Here is an 18,765-nt window from a genome sequence, read left to right on the forward strand (position 1 = left end):
CGCTTGCGTCCGTCCGCTATGCATCGTCCGTTTGCGATTGCGCTAGTCGTTGCGCTCGCGGCATGCGCGCCTGCGCCGGAGCCATCGACGCCGGCCGCACCATCCACGACCGCAGCGGTGTCGCCGTCCGCGCGCGAGCCGCGTGCGCCGCGCTCGACGATCGCCGAACAGCGCGAACCATCCTCCGCATCGACGCCGCCCGCGCGGCTCGACGACGTCGCATCCGCCACCGACACCTACGACACGCTGCGCGAACGCTACGGCGATGCGGCGATCGCGCACGAGACGTTGCACGGCGCCGAAGGCGCGGAAGCGCCGGGCTGGGTGCTGTTTCCGAAAGACGCGACGCGCCGCATCGAAGTGCACCTCGACGAGAAGGCCGAGCATCCGTCAGCCCTGTACGTGCGCAAGCCATCCGTGTGGACACGCGCCGACGGCGTGCGTACGGGCATCACCACGGTCGAACTCGAGCGACTCAACGGTCGGCCGTTCGAATTCGCAGGTTTTGGCTGGGATTACGGCGGTGTCGTCACCGACTGGAAGGGCGGCAAGCTGTCGAATGACGGGCGCTTCGTCGGCCCGGTGACGCTGTGCGAACCGTCGGATTCGCCGGATGATTATCCGATCGGCGACGCCGACTTCATGTCGGACCTGCCGATCGTTCGCAAGCTGCCGCCGACCGTGTGCGAAGTCGGCATCGATCTGTCGCGACCGACGACGAACTAGTTTCGCTGCGACGGTGCAGCACACCGTCGCGTTCGATCATCGATTTACGAACCAGGCGAAGTCCGCCGCGCGCAATGCAGCGCGACGGACTCTCGATTACGCACGCAACGCCGGATTGTCCCAACCCAGACGCGGCGCGAACCGCGCGCCGTGCCTGGCTTCGAGCTGGCGCAGACGCTGCAGCAGAACGTCGACACCGGTCTCGCGGACGTACTGGATCGGGCCGCCGCGGAATGGCGCGAAGCCCGTGCCGAAGATCACGCCCGCATCGAGCAGGTCGGCGTCAGACACCACGCCGTCGTGCAGGCAGGCGACCGCCTCGTTGAGTAGCGGCAGGATCAATCGATCCTCGAGATCGTCCGGCGCCGTGTAGCCCTGCGGAATCTCAGGTTTGACGGCCTTGCCGTTCTCCCACTTGTATAGGCCCTGGCCGTCCTTCTTGCCGCGACGTCCCGCTTCCGGCGGCGTCGCCAGTGCGGCAGGAACCGGCAGGCCGAGGAAAGGCGCTAGTTCGCGACCAACGCCCGCGGCAACGTCGAGACCGACCGTGTCGACGAGTTCGATCGGCCCCATCGGCATGCCGAAGTTCACCGCGGCCTTGTCGATGATCGGGCCCGGAATGCCTTCCGCATATGCCGTCGCGGCTTCGAGCATGTACGGGAACAGAACGCGGTTGACGAGGAAGCCCGGCGTGCCCGCGACCGGCACCGGGAACTTGTCGATCGCGCGACAGAAGCCGGCGAGGCGTTGCTCGGTGCGAGGATCCATGCCGTCGTGGCGGATGATCTCGACCAGCGGCATCAGCGCGACGGGATTGAAGTAATGCAAGCCGGCGAACTGCGCCGGGCGATGCAGGCCTTCGCGCAATTCGTCGAGCGGAATAGACGACGTGTTGGTCGTCAGCAATGCATCGGGCTTCATGCGCGGCTCGACCTCGCCGTACAGCGCACGCTTCGCGTCGGGTCGTTCGACGATCGCTTCGATCAGCAGGTCGGTATCGGCCACGCCTTCGCCCGCGACGTCGCTGCGCAAACGCGCCGCGACTTCGGGGCGCTTGCTGTCGTCCTTGACGCGCTTGGCGAAGAGTTCCGACGCACGCTGCATCGCCGCGTCGACGAAACGCTGCTCGCGATCGGCCAGCGTCACCTCGAAACCCTTGTAGGCCGACCACGCCGCGATGTCGCCACCCATCACGCCGGCGCCTACGACATGCACGCGCTTGATGCCGTGGTTCCTGTCGCCCTGCGACTTCAGACGCTCCTGCAGGAAGAACACGCGGATGAGGTTGCGTGCGGTCGGCGTCGACGACATTTTCACGACGGCGCGGCGCTCGTTGTCGAGCAACTGCTTCGTCGAACCACTGCCGCGGCGCCAGCTTTCGATCAGTGCATACGGCGCGGGGTAGTGCGCCTTTCTCGCCTTGCGCGAAACCTGCTTCACGAGCTGCGGCGCGATCGCTTGTCGCGCCGGCCACGTGTTCGTCGCCCACGCGAGCGCGCGCTGCTGGAACGTGCGTTCCGTGCCGCGCGTCGCGAGCTTGATTGCCGCCTCCATCAGTTGATCGACCGGCACGACGCGGTCGACCAGGCCCATCGCCTTCGCCGCCTTGCCGCTGACGGTGCGGCCGGTGAGCATCAGGTCGAACGCGGCGGGTGCGCCGATCAGGCGCGGGAGGCGAACGCTGCCGCCCCAGCCCGGGAAGATGCCGAGCTTCACTTCGGGTAGGCCGATGCGCGTGGACGCATCGTCACTGGCGACGCGGTAGTCGCAGGCGAGCGAGATCTCGGTGCCGCCGCCCATGCAGAAGCCGTGGATCGCCGCGACGGTGCGGAAGGGCAGGTCGGCGATGCGCTGGAAAACGCGCTGGCCGCGCGCGATCGCGTCGTTCACCGTGCCGCGCTGGTCGAAGACCTGGAATTCCTTGATGTCGGCGCCGGCGATGAATCCGCTGGTTTTCGCCGAGCGGATCACCAGGCCTTTCGGCGGCTCGAGCTGCAGCCGCTCGAGCAGGCCGTCGAGCTCGATGAGCACGTCCTGCGAGAACGTATTGACGGAACTTTCCGCCTTGTCGAACGACAGCACGACGACGCCGTCGTCACGGGACTCGGCGCGCCAGTGGTGCATCGGCAGGCCGTCAAAGCGGGAGGGGGCAGGCATTACGACCATCCGTTCACGTATGGAGCATCCGGCTATCATGCGAGTTGTTTCGCGTGCGTCAATCCGCGCCCTGTTCCGCGCCCCGCGCCTGCCGCGGCCGATGAACTTTTCCGCGATGGCGTTGTCCCAGTGCTCGGCGATGCCGGGCCGATACAGGAGTGCCGGCCCGACATGGCCGAAGAGGAAGGGTCTGCAATGGAATCCGGCCCGGGACGCGAGTCCCTGGACCGGGAGCTGGTCGAGCGCGTGCAGCGCGGCGACAGCTCCGCGTTCGATGTCCTGGTGCGCAAGTACCAGCATCGGATCGTCGGGCTGATCGGGCGCTACGTGCACGACTGGAGCGAATGCCAGGACGTCGCACAGGAAGTCTTCATGCGTGCTTACCGCGCGCTGGGCAACTTCCGGGGTGACGCCCAGTTCTCCACGTGGCTGCACCGGATCGCCGTGAACACCGCCAAGAATCATCTCGTCGCGCAACACAGAAGGCCGCCGACCGACGACATCGACGTCATGGACGCCGAGCAGTTCGACGCGTCGCTGCGCCTGCGCGATACCGACACGCCCGAGCACGAGTTGCTGCGGCAGGAGATCGAAACCACGGTGATGGACGCGGTGAACCGGTTGCCCGCGGAGCTGCGCGAAGCGATCACGTTGCGCGAGGTGGAAGGCCTCAGCTACGACGAGATCGCAGAGCGCATGGGTTGCCCGATCGGAACGGTTCGCTCGCGCATTTTCCGCGCCCGCGAAGCGATCGACGTTCAGCTCAAGCCCCTTCTCGACCCCGAACGCGAAACCCGAACCCGGGAGCGGCAGCGATGAAGCCGAACGACAAGCAAGACCGTGAATCCCTGAGCGCGCTGTTCGACGGCGAGCTGCAAGGCGAAGCGCGCCTGTTCGCGATGCGTCGCCTGTCGCACGACAACGGCTGGCAGGACGACTGCGGCCGTTGGCAGCTGATCGGCGACGCGATGCGCAAGCAGGCACCGATCGCCGCGCCAGCGGACCTTGCGTGGCGTGTTCGCGCTGCGGTCGCGAGCGAGGCTCCCGTGCTCGCGCCGGCGCCAGCGGTTGCAACGATCGCGGCCCCGACGCGTCGTCCGGCCCGTCTGTGGGTGGGCGGTGCGCTGGCCGCGTCGTTGGCACTGGTTGCAGTGGTCGCAACGCGCGGGCCTGAGCGTGCTGCCGCGCCGTCCGTGCCTGCGGTTGCGACGACTGCAGTGCCTGCGGTGACGCCGAGCGTGCCGGTAGCGACGACTCCGGCGGTCGAAACCCCGGCAGCGGTTGCGTCGACGACGGCAGACGATCTCGCGCCGACCGCGCCACGTGCGCAGCTAGCGTCGGTCGACCGCCCGCCGGTGCGCAGCTCCCTGGCGCGTCCCGCACGTCGCATCGACACCGTCGCGCGTGGCGAAGCCGAAGCGCCGACCCGCGTCGCCGTCGCCGCGTTCACGCCGCCGGACGCGGCGAACCCGTTCCACGTGCCCGCGACCGACCCGCTGACGTCGCGTCCGTGGCCGCGCGCCGCGCTCGGCACCGGCGCGCTCACTGCCAGCTATGGCACCGTGAGCGAGACTCGCGGCGAGTCGCCGTCGTTCTACCCGTTCGAGCCGCGCCTGCACGGCGAAGCGAACGGGCAGGCCGCTACGCCCTGATCCCTTCTACGTATCGAGGCCGGCGCTGCCGGCCCTCCCGACTGTTTTCGAGGCCGATTCGATGAACCGACCGCTCCACACGCTCGCCCTCGTCGGCGCGATCGCGCTCGCGCTGCCCGCCGCCTGCACGGCCCAGCAGCCGCAAGCCGCCGCGTCGCTGCCCGTCCCGTCGACCGCGCCGCCGGCCGTGTCGATGGTGTCCGGCCTGCCGGACTTCACCAACCTCGTCCAGCAGGTCGGCCCGGCCGTGGTCAACGTTTCGGCCGAGATCCGCGGCGGCAACAACCGCCGCCTCGGCGATGAAGACGACGAGATCCCCGAATTCTTCAAGCGCTTCTTCGGCGAGGACCCGCCGGGTGCAGGTGCCGGCGCCGGCCCGAAGCAGCCCGCGCGTCCGGACGACAGCCTGCAGGGCATCTCGCTCGGCAGTGGCTTCCTCATCTCCGACGACGGCTACATCCTCACCAACCACCACGTGGTCGACGGCGCCAGCACGATCACCGTGCGCCTGTCCGACCGTCGCGAGTTCAAGGCCAAGCTGGTCGGCAGCGACGAGCAATCGGACGTCGCGCTGCTGAAGATCGAGGGCAAGGGCTTGCCGGCGCTGCGCACTGCGACCGACGCGCCCAAGCCCGGCCAGTGGGTGGTCGCGATCGGTTCGCCGTTCGGGCTGGATCACTCGGTGACGGCCGGCATCGTCAGCGCGGTCGGCCGCTCGAACCCGTACGCCAACCAGCAGTACGTGCCATTCATCCAGACCGACGTCGCGATCAATCGTGGCAATTCCGGCGGCCCGCTGCTCAACACGCGCGGTGAGGTGGTCGGCATCAACTCGCAGATCTTCTCGAGTTCCGGCGGCTACCAGGGCGTGAGCTTCGCGATCCCGATGGACCTCGCGGCCTCCGTCGTCCAGCAACTGCGCACGACGGGACGCGTATCGCGCGGCCAGCTCGGCGTGCAGGTGCAGCAGATGACCGCGAGCCTCGCGAATTCGATGGGCCTGCCGAGCGCATCGGGTGCGCTCGTCGCCGACGTGCTGCCCAACAGCGCCGCGGCGCGTGCCGGCCTGCTGCGCGGCGACGTGATCCGCGCAGTGAATGGTCGCGCGGTCAACGATTCCGGCGACCTGCCTCCGCTGATCGGCGCGCTTCCGCCCAAGAGCAAGGCGCAGCTCACCGTCATTCGCGAAGGCAAGACCGTGCAGGTTCCGGTGGTGCTCGATGCGCTCAGCGTCGCAGCCGCGGATGCGAGCGACGAGGCGCCGGCGCGCGCGCCCGTCGCCGAGCCGTCATCGAACGCCAGTCTCGGCATCGCTGTGCAGGACCTGACGCCTGCGGAGCGCAAGCGTCTCGGCCTTGGCAACGGGGAAGGCGTCAAGATCGGTCGCGTCGATGGCACGCCGGCTCGCGATGCGGGCCTGCAGCCGGGCGACGTGATCCTGCAGGTCGGCCGCAGCCCGGTCGGCAGCGCAGCGGACCTGTCGCGCGCCGTATCGGCGCTGCCGCGCGGCCAGGCGATCATGCTTCTCGTCCGACGCGGCACTTCGACGCAGTTCGTCGCGGTCGATCCGACCGGCAGCTGACGTTTCCCTGCGGCGACCGCGGAAATCCCGCGGTCGCCGGGGCGGGACCGGGCGCTATGCGATAATTCCGCGTTATTTCGCCTTGGCGCAGCCCGCTTCATGCAGCAGATCCGCAACTTTTCCATCATCGCGCACGTCGACCACGGCAAGTCGACGCTCGCCGATCGCATCATCCAGATCTGCGGCGGCCTCGAAGCGCGCGAAATGGAAGCGCAGGTGCTCGACTCGAATCCGATCGAGCGCGAGCGCGGCATCACCATCAAGGCGCAGTCCGTCTCGCTGCCGTACACCGCGAAGGACGGCAAGACCTACTTCCTGAACTTCATCGACACGCCGGGCCACGTCGACTTCAGCTACGAAGTCAGTCGTTCGCTCGCCGCGTGCGAAGGCGCGCTGCTCGTCGTCGACGCCGCGCAGGGCGTGGAAGCGCAGTCGGTCGCCAACTGCTACACGGCCGTCGAGCAGGGTCTCGAAGTGGTGCCCGTGCTCAACAAGATCGACCTGCCGACCGCCGATATCGAGCGCGCGAAGGCGGAGATTGAAGCGGTGATCGGCATCGACGCCGAGGACGCCGTCGCCATCAGCGCGAAGACCGGGCTCAACGTCATCGACGTGCTGGAGGCGATCGTCCTGCGCATCCCGCCGCCGAAGCCGCGCGATACCGACAAGCTGCAGGCGCTGATCATCGACTCGTGGTTCGACAACTACCTCGGCGTGGTGTCGCTGGTGCGCGTCATGCAGGGCGTGATCAAGCCGGGCGACAAGTTGCTCGTGATGTCGACGGGGCGCTCGCACCAGGTCGAAGGCGTCGGCGTGTTCACCCCCAAGCGCAAGCCGCTCGACGCGCTGCGCGCGGGCGAGGTGGGCTGGGTTACCGCATCGATCAAGGACGTGCATGGCGCGCCTGTAGGCGACACGCTGACGCATACCGCGCAGCCGGCGCTGTCGCCATTGCCGGGCTTCCAGGAAATGCAGCCGCGCGTGTTCGCGGGACTGTTCCCGGTCGACGCCGAGGACTATCCGGATCTCCGCGAAGCGCTTGAAAAGCTGCGCCTCAACGACGCCGCGCTGCGCTTTGAGCCGGAAAGTTCGGAGGCGATGGGCTTCGGTTTCCGCTGCGGCTTCCTCGGCATGCTGCACATGGAAATCGTGCAGGAGCGCCTCGAGCGCGAGTACAACCTCAACCTGATCACCACCGCACCCACGGTGATCTACGAGGTGCTCAAGACCGACGGCTCGATCATCCCCATGGACAACCCGGCCAAGCTGCCGGCGGTCAACATGGTCGACGAGATCCGCGAGCCGATCATCCGCGCCAACATCCTCACGCCGCCGGATTACGTCGGCAACGTGATCACGCTGTGCGAGGAAAAGCGCGGCGTGCAGATCGGCATCACCTACATGGGCCAGCAGGTGCAGATCAGCTATGAGCTGCCGATGGCCGAAGTGGTGCTCGATTTCTTCGACAAGCTGAAGTCGGTGTCGCGCGGATATGCGTCGCTGGACTACCACTTCCTGCGTTTCCAGGCCGGCCCGTTCGTGCGCGTCGATACGCTCATCAACGGCGACAAGGTCGATGCGCTGTCGATCATCACGCATCGCAGTCACGCCGACCGCCGCGGGCGTGACCTGACCGAGAAGATGAAGGAACTGATCCCGCGCCAGCAGTTCGACGTCGCCATCCAGGCGGCGATCGGCGCGCAGGTGATCGCGCGGACGACGGTCAAGGCATTGCGCAAGAACGTGCTCGCCAAGTGCTACGGCGGTGACATCTCGCGGAAGAAGAAGCTTCTCGAGAAGCAGAAGGAAGGCAAGAAGCGCATGAAGCAGGTCGGGCGCGTCGAGATTCCGCAAGAAGCCTTCCTCGCGGTTTTGAAGGTCGACCAGTAACGCAAGTGCCGTCGGGCAGGCCGGGACTTCGGGAACCCCGGCGGCCGTCCACGATCCAAGCTCCCGTCACGAATTCCGTTTGCAGGGACTGCCATGCGCTGGTTCGAAATCATCCTCGTCGTGCTGACGCTCGCCAGTGGCGTCATCTGGCTGCTGGACAAGCTGTTCTTCGCCGAGCGCCGCACCGCGCGTGATGGCCTGCTCGAGACCGACGACGAGCCCATGCTCGTCGACTACGCGAAGTCGTTCTTCCCGGTGCTCGCGGCGGTGCTCCTGCTGCGGAGCTTCGTCGCCGAGCCGTTCCGCATCCCGTCGAACTCGATGATGCCGACGCTGCTCACCGGCGACTTCATCCTCGTCAACAAGTTCAGCTACGGCCTGCGCCTGCCGATCACCAACGCGAAGGTGGTACCGATCGGCGAGCCGCAGCGTGGCGACGTCGTGGTGTTCAAGCCACCGCACCATCCGGAGCAGGACTGGATCAAGCGCATCATCGGCTTGCCCGGCGATCAGATCGCGTATCACGACCATCAGCTTTTCCTCAACGGCAAGCCCGTGCAGGCGCAGCCGATCGGCGTGTACCAGGGCGTCGCCAATGGCGCGGAGATGACCGGCGCCGAAGAAATGCAGGAAGCGCTGCCGGGCCGTCCGCACCACATCCTCGCGCGCAGCGACCTGATCCGCACCGACGGCGACGGCGAGTGGACCGTGCCGGCCGGGCACTATTTCGTGATGGGCGACAATCGCGACAACAGCGAAGACAGCCGATACTGGGGCTTCCTGCCGGAAGCGAACCTGCGCGGCAAGGCCTTCCTGATCTGGTTGAACTGCGAAGGCTGGGTTTGCTCGGGTGCGTTCGATGCCTCGCGCATCGGCACCCCGATCCGGTGATATCGTCCGCGTGAAGACCCTTGGGGAGAGAGTCATGAGACGCCAACAGCAGGGCATGACCCTGGCCAGCTTCATCGTCGTGCTCGGGATCGTCGGCGTGTTCATCTACGTCGGCATGAAGCTCATCCCGATGTATTCGGAATATTTCTCGGTCAAGAAGGCTTTGGAGGGCATGGCCAGCGAAGCCGGCATGTCCGACAACGATCCGGCGAAGATCAAGGACCTTTTCTTCCGTCGCATGGACGTCAACTACGGTGACGACGTGAAGCCGGAGAACGTGACCTTGAAGCGCAAGGACGCGGGCTGGGTGATGACGGTCGATTACGACGTGCAGCGTCCGCTGATCGCGAACCTCGACGTCATCGGCCACTTCCACTCCGAGAAGGAATTCAAGCGCATCACGGATTGATCGTGGGCGTTATTGGTCATTCGTTCCGGCAGCCTGCGTTGCTGGAACAGGCCCTGCGGCATCGCAGCGCCGGCACGCCGCATAACGAGCGGCTCGAGTTCCTCGGCGACGCGCTGGTCAACCTGTTCGTCGCCGAGGCGCTGTACCTGCGATGGCCGAAGGTCGACGAAGGCGCGTTGACGCGCGCACGCGCCGAACTGGTCCGTGAGTCGTCGCTGGCGCAGATCGCGCGTAACCTCGACCTCGGCACGAAGCTCACGCTCGGGCCCGGCGAGATGAAGTCCGGCGGGCATCGCCGCGATTCGATCCTGGCGGACGCGGTCGAGGCGCTGGTCGCGGCGATCTATCTCGACTCCGATTTCGAAACATGCCGCGCCGCGGTGCTGCCGTGGTTCGAGCCTGCGATGGCCGCACTGCCGCCGCCGAACAAGGTCGGCAAGGACGCCAAGACGCGGCTGCAGGAGTGGCTGCAGGCCCGCCAGCGGCCGTTGCCGGTCTACGCACTGCTGTCGGAGGACGGCGAGGAACACGCGCGCATCTTCCATGTCAGCTGCACGCTTGCGCAGCCCGCACTGGTGACGGAAGGCGAGGGCACCTCGCGCCGCATCGCCGAGCAGGCGGCCGCCGAGGCCGCGATGGTGCAGATCGAAGCCGTGCAGGCCGACCGCAAGGCCTGAGATCGCGCCGTTTCCACGGGCTGCGACGCACGGCCCGTACAATCGCGGCATGAATGCCAAATCCCACCGCGCGGGCCACGTCGCCGTCATCGGCCGCCCGAATGTCGGCAAATCGACGCTGGTCAATGCGCTCGTCGGCGCCAAGATCTCGATCACCTCGAACCGCCCGCAGACCACCCGTCATCGCCTGCTGGGCATCGCGACCTTCCCCGAAGGTCAGCTCGTGCTGCTCGACACGCCGGGCCTGCATCGCGAGCAGAAGCGCGCGATGAATCGCATGATGAATCGCGCCGCGCGTGGCGCGCTGGAAGGCGTCGATGCGGTGATGCTGGTCGTGCAGGCCGGTCGCTGGGATGACGAGGACGGCCTCGCCTACGACGCGATCAAGGCGGCGGGCGTGCCCGTCGTGCTGGTCGTGAACCAGGTCGACCGCATGAAGGACAAGACGGCGCTGCTGCCGTATCTCGCCAAGGTCAGCAATGGGCGCGACTTCGCGTCGGTGCATCCGGTGTCCGCGCTGAAGGCGCAGGGCCTCGAGGGATTGGTCCGTGCCGCGCTCGCGCTGGTGCCCGAGCAGGACGCGCTGTACGGCGAGGACGAGATCACCGACAAGAGCCAGCGCTTCCTTGCGGGCGAAATGGTGCGCGAGCAGTTGATGCGCCAGCTCGGCGATGAACTGCCGTATGCGACGACGGTCGAGATCGAGAATTTCGAGGTCGACGGCGCGCTACTGCGTATCGGCGCGGTGATCTGGGTCGAGCGCGCGGGGCAGAAGGGCATCGTGATCGGCAAGGGCGGCGAACGCCTGCGCGAGATCGGCGCGCGTTCGCGCCAGCAGATGGAAAAGCTGTTCGATTCGAAGGTCTTTCTCGAGACCTGGGTGCGCGTGCGCGAGGGCTGGTCGGACGACGAGGCGGCGCTTAAGTCGCTGGGTTATCACGACTGATCGTCGCGCCATGGCATTCGCGTTGACTGCGCCACGTTAGGCCGACGTCCGGACGCCGCCATGCGCTACGCCCAGGAAAACGCCTTCGTCCTGCACGCGCGGCCGTATCGCGAGACCAGCCTGCTGCTCGAGCTGCTGACCGCGCAGTACGGCCGCATCGGTATGCTCGCGCGCGGCGTCACCGGACCTCGTCGACAACTGCTTCGTGCGGCGCTGCAACCTTTGCAGTGGATCCGCTTCGACGCCGTGCAGCGCGGCGAACTCGCGCAGATGGCGAATGCCGAGGCTGTCGACGCCGCACCACGACTGATCGGCGATGCCGCGCTCGCGGCGTTCTACCTCAACGAATTGACGCTGCGCCTTGCGCCGCGACACGATCCGCAGCCCGACCTGTTCACCGCCTACGCCCGCGCTCGCGAGCGACTGCGCGCAGGCGAGCCATTGGCGTGGACGCTCCGTCGCTACGAACGTGACCTGCTCGAAGCATTGGGTCTTGGGTTCGACTGGTCATTCGACGGCGATGGTCAGCCGATCGATCCCATGGCGCGGTATCGGCTCGATGCCGAGAACGGTCCGCGACGTTTGCTCAGTGATCGCGGCGCCGCCGATCGCAGCGATGCGCCGAGCGGGCAGGCATTGCTCGCGCTTGCACAGGATGAAATGCCGGCACCCGGCGACCTCGCCGCGTTGCGACGCGGCATGCGTCGCGTGCTCGAGCACCATGTCGGCCCGCGCGGACTGACCTCGTGGCAGATGCTCGGCGAGTTGTCGCGCGTCGGTGCGGGTGGTCAGCCTTCGGGGAACTGATCGCGCGTTGCACGTAGGACGGCGTCGAACGCGGCCCAGCCGTCCTGCGGCTCCTGCGTTGCGAGTCGCGCGGCCGCATCGCCGAGGCGCGCGGCGCCGACGAAACCACAACTCGCGCGCAGGCGATGCAGCAGCGAGCGGATTTCCGCGCGGTCATCTGCATCGACCGCATCCGCGAGCGAGCGATGCACGACGTCGAGCTCCGGCCGGAATAGCCCGCGCAACGCAGTGAGATGGCCGCGATCGCCGAGCAGCGCGGACAGCGCCGATGCGTCGTCCCAGAGCGGCAACGTCGGGTCGGCCGGGGTGGGCGACGGCAACGCGGCATCGAGCCCCAACGCCATGCGGGCGGCAGCCGCGGTTTCGGCGGTCGACAACGGTTTGACGAGAACTTCGAGAAACCCGGCTGCGAGCAGGCGTTCGTGTTCTTCGGCCTCGCGCGCGGCCGTGTGTGCGATCGCAGGCGTCATCAGCCCTTGCGCACGCAGTGCGATGAGCAGCGCGTCACCCCGACCATCCGGAAGATTCGCGTCGAACACCCAGAGGTCATGCTTGGTCGACGCTGCCAGCTCACGCGCCGCGGCGCAGTTGCGCGCGACGTCGACGTGAAGCGGTACGCGGGCCAGCGCGGCTTCGAGGAAGGCGGCGCTGACGGCATCGTCCTCGACGAGCAGCGCGCGGTGGTGTCGATGGTCCGTCATCGTGAGTCGGCGTCCTGTCGGTATGCTCGCGGCGATGCCCATCGTACGCGCGATCGTCGCGGTGCTGCTGGCCGCCACGTTGCTGGCGGCCGCGCCTGCGCACGCGCGTTCGGCGCATGCCCGCGTCGCGCGCATGACGCTGCCCGGTGGCGAGATGCGCGGCGTTCGCATCGATCTCGATTGGCCGCCGACTGCGAAGCAGGGCGCGCTGCGCCTTCGTGCCGAAAAAGTCGATGCGCCCGACCTCGGCTATCACTTCACGGCTGTCGACTGGCATTGCGCACTGCGTCGCGACGGTTGGAGCGGTTGGCATTGCGACGGCCCGGCGGTGACGCGACAGGGCGCGATGCAGCTGCGCCTCGATCTCGCCGACGCCGGCGTGCAGGCGCAGCTCACGCGCGGCGGCACGGCGATCCGCGTTCGACACGACGACACGACCGGCGACGCCACGCGCGTCGAGCTCACCGCCGTTCCGCTCGCCTGGATACGCAGCCTGCTCGCAAAGGCTTGGCCCGCCGCGCAGCTCAAGGCAGGCGCTGGTGACGCGACCTTCGCCGTCACCACGCCGGACCACGACCTGCGCATCGTCGGCCCGATGACATTGCGCGATGTTTCGTTCGACACGCCCGACGGCACGATCGCGGCGGAAGGTCTCGACGCGCGTCTCGACCTCGACATGACATTGGGCGCGACCGATCGCGTCGCACTGCGAGGCCGGCTCGGCGGCGGCGAAGCACTGTTCGGCACTGCGTACCTCGCACTCGCTGGTCGCATGGGCGACATTTCCATCGATGCCGTGCAGCACGGCGATTGCTGCTGGCAGGTGCCGCATTTCGAGTGGCGCGACGACGGCGTGCTGCGGGCGTCGGGCAGCGCTGCGTTCGGTCCGGATGCAAGCGTGCGCGCGTTGCAGGCGGACGTGCGCAGTGCAGATCTTGCGGGATTGAAAGCGCCGTACCTGACCGGTTGGCTCGGTGCAGCGGGCCTCGGCGACCTAGCGTTGCGTGGCGGCGTCGATGCGCACGTCGACATGGGCGACGGCGCGCTGCACGCGGTGGACGCACGCTTCAACGCCGTCAAACTCGACGATCCGAAGGGACGCTTCGCATTCCACGACCTCGCCGGCGACGTGCGTTATTCGGCAGCGGCGCCGGTCGACAGCGAACTACATTGGACGTCCGGCCACCTATACGGGCTCGCGTTCGGCGCATCCACGCTGCCCATGCGCAGCGAACAGGGGCGTCTGGCCTTCGCGCAGCCCGTCGACGTGCCCATGCTCGGCGGTCGCCTGCACTTCGACCACCTCGCGATCCAGCCGTCGAGCGGCGCGACCGGCGCGAGCGCGGACTTCGGCCTCGACGTGCAGAACCTCGACATCGGCGAGCTCGCGAAGGCGCTCGGGCTGCCCGCGTTCACCGGCCAGCTCTCCGGCCGCATCCCCAGCGCGCATTACGCGGCGCAGCAACTCGTATTCGACGGTGGCCTGTCGATGGCGTTGTTCGGCGGACGGCTCGACGTCTCCGCGTTGTCGATGGAACGCCCGTTCGGCGTCGCGCCGACGCTGAGCGCGGACATCGCGTTCGACGACCTCGACCTCGAATCACTCACCGGCGTGCTCGGTTTCGGCAGCATCACCGGCAAGCTCGACGGCCACATTGGCGGCCTGCGCCTGGTCGACTGGCAGCCCGTCGCCTTCGACGCGCACCTGCGCACTGATCGCCACATCGGCACGCGCCAGCGCATCTCGCAGCGCGCGGTGCAGGACCTGTCGAGCGTCGGCGATGCGTCGTTTGGTGCCGGCCTGCAGGCGCGCCTGATCGGGTTGTTCGACGACTTCGCCTACTCCGCGATCGGTATCGACTGCCGGCTCGCGGACGAGGTCTGCGAGATGGGCGGGCTCGGCGATCGCGGCCCGAACAGCTTCACCATCGTGCAGGGCGGTGGCATCCCGTGGCTGACGGTGGTCGGCATCAACCGTCGCGTGGACTGGCCGACGCTGGTCGAACGCCTCGTGGCGGTGGGGAAGGGTGAGGCCAAACCGGTGGTGCAGTGACACCCCTGTTCACGTTTCGCCTCGCTTCACGCATGCTTCGGCACGATCGCCTCAACCGACTGGAGAAACACCCATGCGCCGCTGGATGATGCTGCCGCCCCTCGCCGTCGCGCTCACCGCGTGCGTGACCATCAACGTGTATTTCCCGGCCGCCGAGGCGCGTGAGGCGGCGAAGCAGTTCGTCGAGAAGGTGATCAACGATCCGGACGCCAAGACCGTGGAGCCAGTGAAGCCGGGTGGTGGCAGCGCGTCGATCCAGGCGCCGTGGTCCGAGCGCGTCACCTCGCAGCTCGCGCGCGTCGACCTCGCGTCGGTCATGGGCATCGGCAGCGCGTACGCGCAGTCGCAGCCCAACTTCAAGATCCAGACGCCGGCCATCCAGGCCATCCAGGCGCGCATGGAGCAGCGCTTCGACAGCCAGCTGCGGGCCGCATTCGACGCCGGTGCGCTCGGCTTCACCGCCGACGGCATGGTCACCGTGCGCGACGCGGCCAAGCTCGCGCTCAAGGATCGCGTCGCGGTGAACCAAGCCGTCGCGGACGAGAACCGCGACCGCGCCGCGGTGTATCGCGAGATCGCCGTTGCCAACGGGCACGCGGAGTGGGAATCGCGCATCCGCGAGGAGTTCGCGCGGCAGTGGATCGACAGCGCACACGGCGGCTGGTGGTACCAGTCCGGCGGGGCCTGGAAGCAGAAGTAACCCGTTTTCGAGAGGCGCCCCGGGGCGCCGAACGGCGGCCCGCTTCGGCGGGCCGTCGCCTTTTGCGGACCCGGTTCAGGGCGCGGCGGGCGTTTCTGGGACAATTCGCGGCTGTCTTCCCGTTGCGCACGCCGTGGCCCGTCTCGATCTCACCCCGTTTTCCGTCGACATCACCGACCTCACGCATGACGGCCGCGGTGTCGCGCGCCTGCCCGACGGCAAAGCCGTCTTCGTTGCTGGCGCACTGCCGGGCGAAAAGGTCGTCGCCGTCCGCACCGGCAAACACCGCACGTTCGACGAAGCGCGCACGGTCGAAGTGATCGACGCCGCCGGCGAGCGCGTTGCGCCGCGCTGCGCTCATTTCGGCACCTGCGCCGGCTGCGCGCTGCAGCACTACGACGAAGCGAAGCAGATCGTCGCCAAGCAGCGCGTGCTGATGGAAAACCTCGAGCGAATCGGCCACGTCACGCCGAAGTCCGTGCTCGACCCGCTGACGCACGACGCTTGGGGCTATCGCCGCAAGGGGCGGTTCTCGGTGCGGCGCGTCGAGAAGAAGGACAAGACGCTGGTCGGCTTCCGCGAAACCGATCCGCGGTTCGTCGCCGACATCGCCGAATGTCACACCGTGATTCCGTCGATCGGTTCGAAGATCGGCGCGCTGTCGGCACTGATCGACGGCATGGACGGCCGCCGCGACATTCCCCAGATCGAATTCATCGCCGGCGACGACGCCATCGCACTGACGTTCCGCCACCTCGCACCGCTGAGCGAAGGCGACCGCGCGAAGCTCGCCGCATTTGGGCGCGAACAGGGCTTCTCGATCTACCTGCAGCCGGGCGGCCTGGAGACCGTGCATCCGCTGGAGCCCGACGAGCCGAAGCTCGCGTTCAGACTGGACGAGTGGAACGTCGAGCTGGTGTTCCGGCCGCTGGATTTCATCCAGGTCAACGCGGGCCTTAACCACCGCATGATCCAGCGCACCATCGAACTGCTCGACCCGCAGCCGGAAGAGCGCGTGCTCGATCTGTTCGCGGGACTCGGCAACTTCACCTTGCCGCTGTCGCGTTATGCACGCGAAGTGGTGGGCGTCGAAGGCGACGCGGGCCTTGTACGTCGCGCGCGCGAGAACATCACGCATAACGGAATCACGAACGTCGAATTCCACGCCGCGGATCTTGCGAAGGATCTTTCCGGCGAACCGTGGATGCGCGAGTCGTTCGACAAGCTCCTGCTCGACCCGCCGCGTTCCGGCGCGGACTTCGTCCTCGCGCATCTGCCGTTGAAGCAGTTCAAGCGGATCGTGTATGTCAGCTGCCATCCGGCGTCGCTCGCGCGCGATGCCGGCTTTCTCGTGAAGGAGAAGGGCTGGACGTTGAAGGCCGCGGGTGTGATGGACATGTTCCCGCACACGGCGCACGTCGAGTCGATTGCCGTGTTCGAGAAGAAGTAGTCGTTCCGCTGGCGAACCGCGCAGCGTTTGGCGACGTAGTGCGCGGTCAAGGGCTTTGCTTTCGCTTCGACAGCCAGACCAGCCGTAAAGACCCCGAAGGGGCGGCCGACACGACGTCGGTCGTCGCCACCCGAGGCAGGATGCCGAGTGTGGCGATCGCGACATACCACCCGATCACGAGCTGTAGATCCGTCGGGGAAAAGTGCTTTCTTTTGGTTACTTTTCTTTGCACGAGCAAAGAAAAGTGACTCGGGCGCTTTAGCGCACGAAACGCCTTTGCCTTCGATCGCGACGTTCTTCAGAAGCAACATCAACAGCCTTTCGGACGCTAACGCGCCCGAGGTACTTTTCTTTGTTGGCGCAAAGAAAAGTACCCAAAAGAATGCGCCTTCCCCGATCAGATCTACAGCCAGCGATCGGACGTTCGGTCGCGATCGCCACACCCGCCATCCATGGCTCGGGTGGCGACGGCGCGCTTCCTGCGCGCCGCCCTCCGCGTCTCACGATTTCGCTTGGCTCGCGAAGTCGCGCTAAGGCAAGGTAGACGGCCACGTCCGGCCGCCGATCGCCCATGCCCCTCGAAATCGAACGCAAATTCCTCGTCACCTCCGACGCTTGGCGCGCGCGAGCGTCGAAGCGCGTCGAAATGGCGCAGGCCTACCTCAACGACCTCGCCACGCTCGACGCCGGCGCGATGAACGTCTCGGTGCGCGTCCGCATCCAGGGCGACGAGGCCTTCCTCAACATGAAGTCGCGCGAGCTCGGCACCACGCGGCAGGAGTTCGACTACCCGATTCCCGTCGACGACGCCCGCGCGCTACTAAAGCTGTCGGTCGGCGGCAAGATCGAGAAAGTGCGGCATTACGTCGAGTTCGGTGGCCGGACGTTCGAGGTCGACGAGTTCCTCGGCGACAACGCCGGCCTCGTTGTCGCCGAACTCGAGCTCGACGACGCCGATGCCGCCTACGAGCGTCCAGACTGGCTGGGCGAGGAGGTCACCGACCAGCCGCGCTACTACAACCTCGCGCTCGCCAGCCGGCCGTATTCGGCCTGGTAGGCCCGCCGCTGCGCGTCGACGCCGTCCGGGGCACAATGCCGGCCCGAATCGAAAACCGGAGTGTTGCGACATGCTCGTAATCGGCGTGGCCGGCACCGAACTCACCGCGCAGGAACGCGACTGGCTGCAGCACGATGCCTGCGGTGGCGTGATCCTCTTCAGCCGCAACTTCGCGTCCAAGCAGCAGGTCGCCGAGCTCAGCCAGGCGATCCGCGAGGCCGCGCCGCGGCCGCAGCTGGTCTGCGTTGACCAGGAAGGCGGGCGCGTGCAGCGCTTCCGCGACGGCTACTCCGCGTTTCCGCCGCTGGAGAAATTCGACGAGCTGTATCGCCGCGATCCCGAGGGCGCGACCAAGCTCGCGACCGAGCACGCATGGCTGATGGCCAGCGAAGTGCGCGCGACCGGCGTCGACCTCAGCTTCGCGCCTGTCGTCGACCTCGGCCGCGGCAATCGCGCCATCGGTGACCGCGCGTTCTCCGCCGACCCGCAGGTCGTCGCCGAGTTCACCCGTGCGTACGTCGAGGGCATGCACGCCGCCGACATGGCCGCGACGCTCAAACATTTCCCCGGCCACGGCTCGGTGCTCGAAGACACGCATTTCGACGACGCCGTCGATCCGCGCCCGCTCGAAGAAATCCGCGCGCTCGACCTCGTTCCGTTCGTCGCTGGCATCGATGCAGGCGCCGACGCGGTGATGATGGCGCACGTCAAATATCCCGCCGTCGACCCCGATCCGGCCGGCTATTCGAAGCGCTGGATCGAGGACATCCTGCGCAAGGAAATGGGTTTCCGCGGCGTCGTGTTCTCCGACGACATCGGCATGGCCGCGGCGTTCTCCGCGGGCGGCATCAAGGCGCGCATCGATGCGCATCTGGATGCCGGTTGCGACGTCGTGCTGGTCTGCCATCCGGAACTCGTGCCCGAATCGCTCGCGGCGGTCGAAGGTCGCAAGCTCAACACCGCGTCCATGGCGTCGCTGATCGGGCGCGGTCCGTTCGGCTGGCGCGAGCTGCTGGCGGACGATCGCTACGGCACCACGAAGCAGCGCATCGAAGGCCTCGCCTGAC

The 18,765-nt window shown here is 67.4% G+C and carries 17 protein-coding genes; 15 read left to right on the plus strand and 2 right to left on the minus strand.

Annotated features, from left to right (window positions below; genetic code table 11):
• The first annotated feature begins 117 nt into the window (after positions 1-117).
• On the plus strand, positions 118-726 hold the full coding sequence (locus ACVWZN_RS01795) for a hypothetical protein (protein WP_456952355.1): 609 nt from the start codon (positions 118-120) through the stop codon (positions 724-726).
• Between the two features lie 96 nt (positions 727-822).
• Here the strand turns inward: ACVWZN_RS01795 and ACVWZN_RS01800 are convergent, their stop codons facing one another.
• The gene (locus tag ACVWZN_RS01800) at positions 823-2,883 is read right to left on the minus strand and encodes a 3-hydroxyacyl-CoA dehydrogenase NAD-binding domain-containing protein (protein WP_456952356.1); all 2,061 of its coding nucleotides are present in this window, start codon (positions 2,881-2,883) and stop codon (positions 823-825) included.
• Positions 2,884-3,078: 195 nt separating this feature from the next.
• Here ACVWZN_RS01800 and rpoE point away from each other — a divergent pair, with 195 nt between their 5' ends.
• From rpoE to recO, 9 genes are all read left to right on the plus strand, one after another.
• Positions 3,079-3,702 (plus strand): RNA polymerase sigma factor RpoE, encoded by a 624-nt coding sequence (rpoE, locus tag ACVWZN_RS01805; RefSeq protein WP_456954682.1) that lies wholly within the window; start codon positions 3,079-3,081, stop codon positions 3,700-3,702.
• Positions 3,699-4,535 carry an RseA family anti-sigma factor gene (locus ACVWZN_RS01810; RefSeq protein WP_456952357.1) on the plus strand — a complete coding sequence of 279 codons (837 nt, stop codon included), beginning with the start codon at positions 3,699-3,701 and terminating at the stop codon, positions 4,533-4,535. The genes rpoE and ACVWZN_RS01810 overlap by 4 nt, the downstream gene beginning before the upstream one ends.
• 61 nt (positions 4,536-4,596) lie before the next feature.
• Positions 4,597-6,117: a DegQ family serine endoprotease gene (locus ACVWZN_RS01815; protein ID WP_456952358.1), complete on the plus strand. Its 1,521-nt coding sequence runs from the start codon at positions 4,597-4,599 to the stop codon at positions 6,115-6,117.
• 99 nt (positions 6,118-6,216) lie between these two features.
• Positions 6,217-8,007: a translation elongation factor 4 gene (gene lepA, locus ACVWZN_RS01820; protein ID WP_456952359.1), complete on the plus strand. Its 1,791-nt coding sequence runs from the start codon at positions 6,217-6,219 to the stop codon at positions 8,005-8,007.
• A gap of 93 nt (positions 8,008-8,100) precedes the next feature.
• Complete coding sequence (gene lepB, locus ACVWZN_RS01825; protein ID WP_456952360.1) at positions 8,101-8,898, plus strand: signal peptidase I; 798 nt, start codon at positions 8,101-8,103, stop codon at positions 8,896-8,898.
• A gap of 34 nt (positions 8,899-8,932) precedes the next feature.
• Positions 8,933-9,307: a DUF4845 domain-containing protein gene (locus tag ACVWZN_RS01830; RefSeq protein ID WP_456952361.1), complete on the plus strand. Its 375-nt coding sequence runs from the start codon at positions 8,933-8,935 to the stop codon at positions 9,305-9,307.
• Complete coding sequence (gene rnc, locus ACVWZN_RS01835) at positions 9,286-9,984, plus strand: ribonuclease III (protein ID WP_456954683.1); 699 nt, start codon at positions 9,286-9,288, stop codon at positions 9,982-9,984. Before ACVWZN_RS01830 ends, rnc begins: the two co-directional genes overlap by 22 nt.
• A gap of 49 nt (positions 9,985-10,033) precedes the next feature.
• Positions 10,034-10,930: a GTPase Era gene (gene era, locus ACVWZN_RS01840; RefSeq protein WP_456952362.1), complete on the plus strand. Its 897-nt coding sequence runs from the start codon at positions 10,034-10,036 to the stop codon at positions 10,928-10,930.
• A 60-nt stretch (positions 10,931-10,990) separates the two neighbouring features.
• Positions 10,991-11,737 (plus strand): DNA repair protein RecO, encoded by a 747-nt coding sequence (gene recO, locus ACVWZN_RS01845; RefSeq protein ID WP_456952363.1) that lies wholly within the window; start codon positions 10,991-10,993, stop codon positions 11,735-11,737.
• Here the strand turns inward: recO and ACVWZN_RS01850 are convergent.
• Positions 11,719-12,438: a response regulator gene (locus ACVWZN_RS01850; protein ID WP_456952364.1), complete on the minus strand. Its 720-nt coding sequence runs from the start codon at positions 12,436-12,438 to the stop codon at positions 11,719-11,721. The genes recO and ACVWZN_RS01850 overlap by 19 nt on opposite strands.
• Before the next feature lie 34 nt (positions 12,439-12,472).
• On the opposite strand from ACVWZN_RS01850, the gene ACVWZN_RS01855 reads away from it, so the two are divergent.
• The 5 genes from ACVWZN_RS01855 (at position 12,473) to nagZ (ending at position 18,764) form a co-directional block, all read left to right on the plus strand.
• The gene (locus ACVWZN_RS01855) at positions 12,473-14,491 is read left to right on the plus strand and encodes a hypothetical protein (protein ID WP_456952365.1); all 2,019 of its coding nucleotides are present in this window, start codon (positions 12,473-12,475) and stop codon (positions 14,489-14,491) included.
• 73 nt (positions 14,492-14,564) lie between these two features.
• The gene (locus ACVWZN_RS01860) at positions 14,565-15,191 is read left to right on the plus strand and encodes a DUF1318 domain-containing protein (RefSeq protein ID WP_456952366.1); all 627 of its coding nucleotides are present in this window, start codon (positions 14,565-14,567) and stop codon (positions 15,189-15,191) included.
• Positions 15,192-15,324: 133 nt separating this feature from the next.
• The gene (gene rlmD, locus ACVWZN_RS01865; protein WP_456952367.1) at positions 15,325-16,641 is read left to right on the plus strand and encodes a 23S rRNA (uracil(1939)-C(5))-methyltransferase RlmD; all 1,317 of its coding nucleotides are present in this window, start codon (positions 15,325-15,327) and stop codon (positions 16,639-16,641) included.
• A 571-nt stretch (positions 16,642-17,212) separates the two neighbouring features.
• Positions 17,213-17,698 (plus strand): CYTH domain-containing protein, encoded by a 486-nt coding sequence (locus tag ACVWZN_RS01870; RefSeq protein ID WP_456952368.1) that lies wholly within the window; start codon positions 17,213-17,215, stop codon positions 17,696-17,698.
• Positions 17,699-17,768: 70 nt separating this feature from the next.
• Positions 17,769-18,764, plus strand: a complete 996-nt coding sequence (nagZ, locus tag ACVWZN_RS01875) for a beta-N-acetylhexosaminidase (protein ID WP_456952369.1) — start codon at positions 17,769-17,771, stop codon at positions 18,762-18,764.
• Position 18,765: the final 1 nt, after the last annotated feature.

It is taken from the genome of Lysobacter sp. HA35, assembly GCF_054061195.1.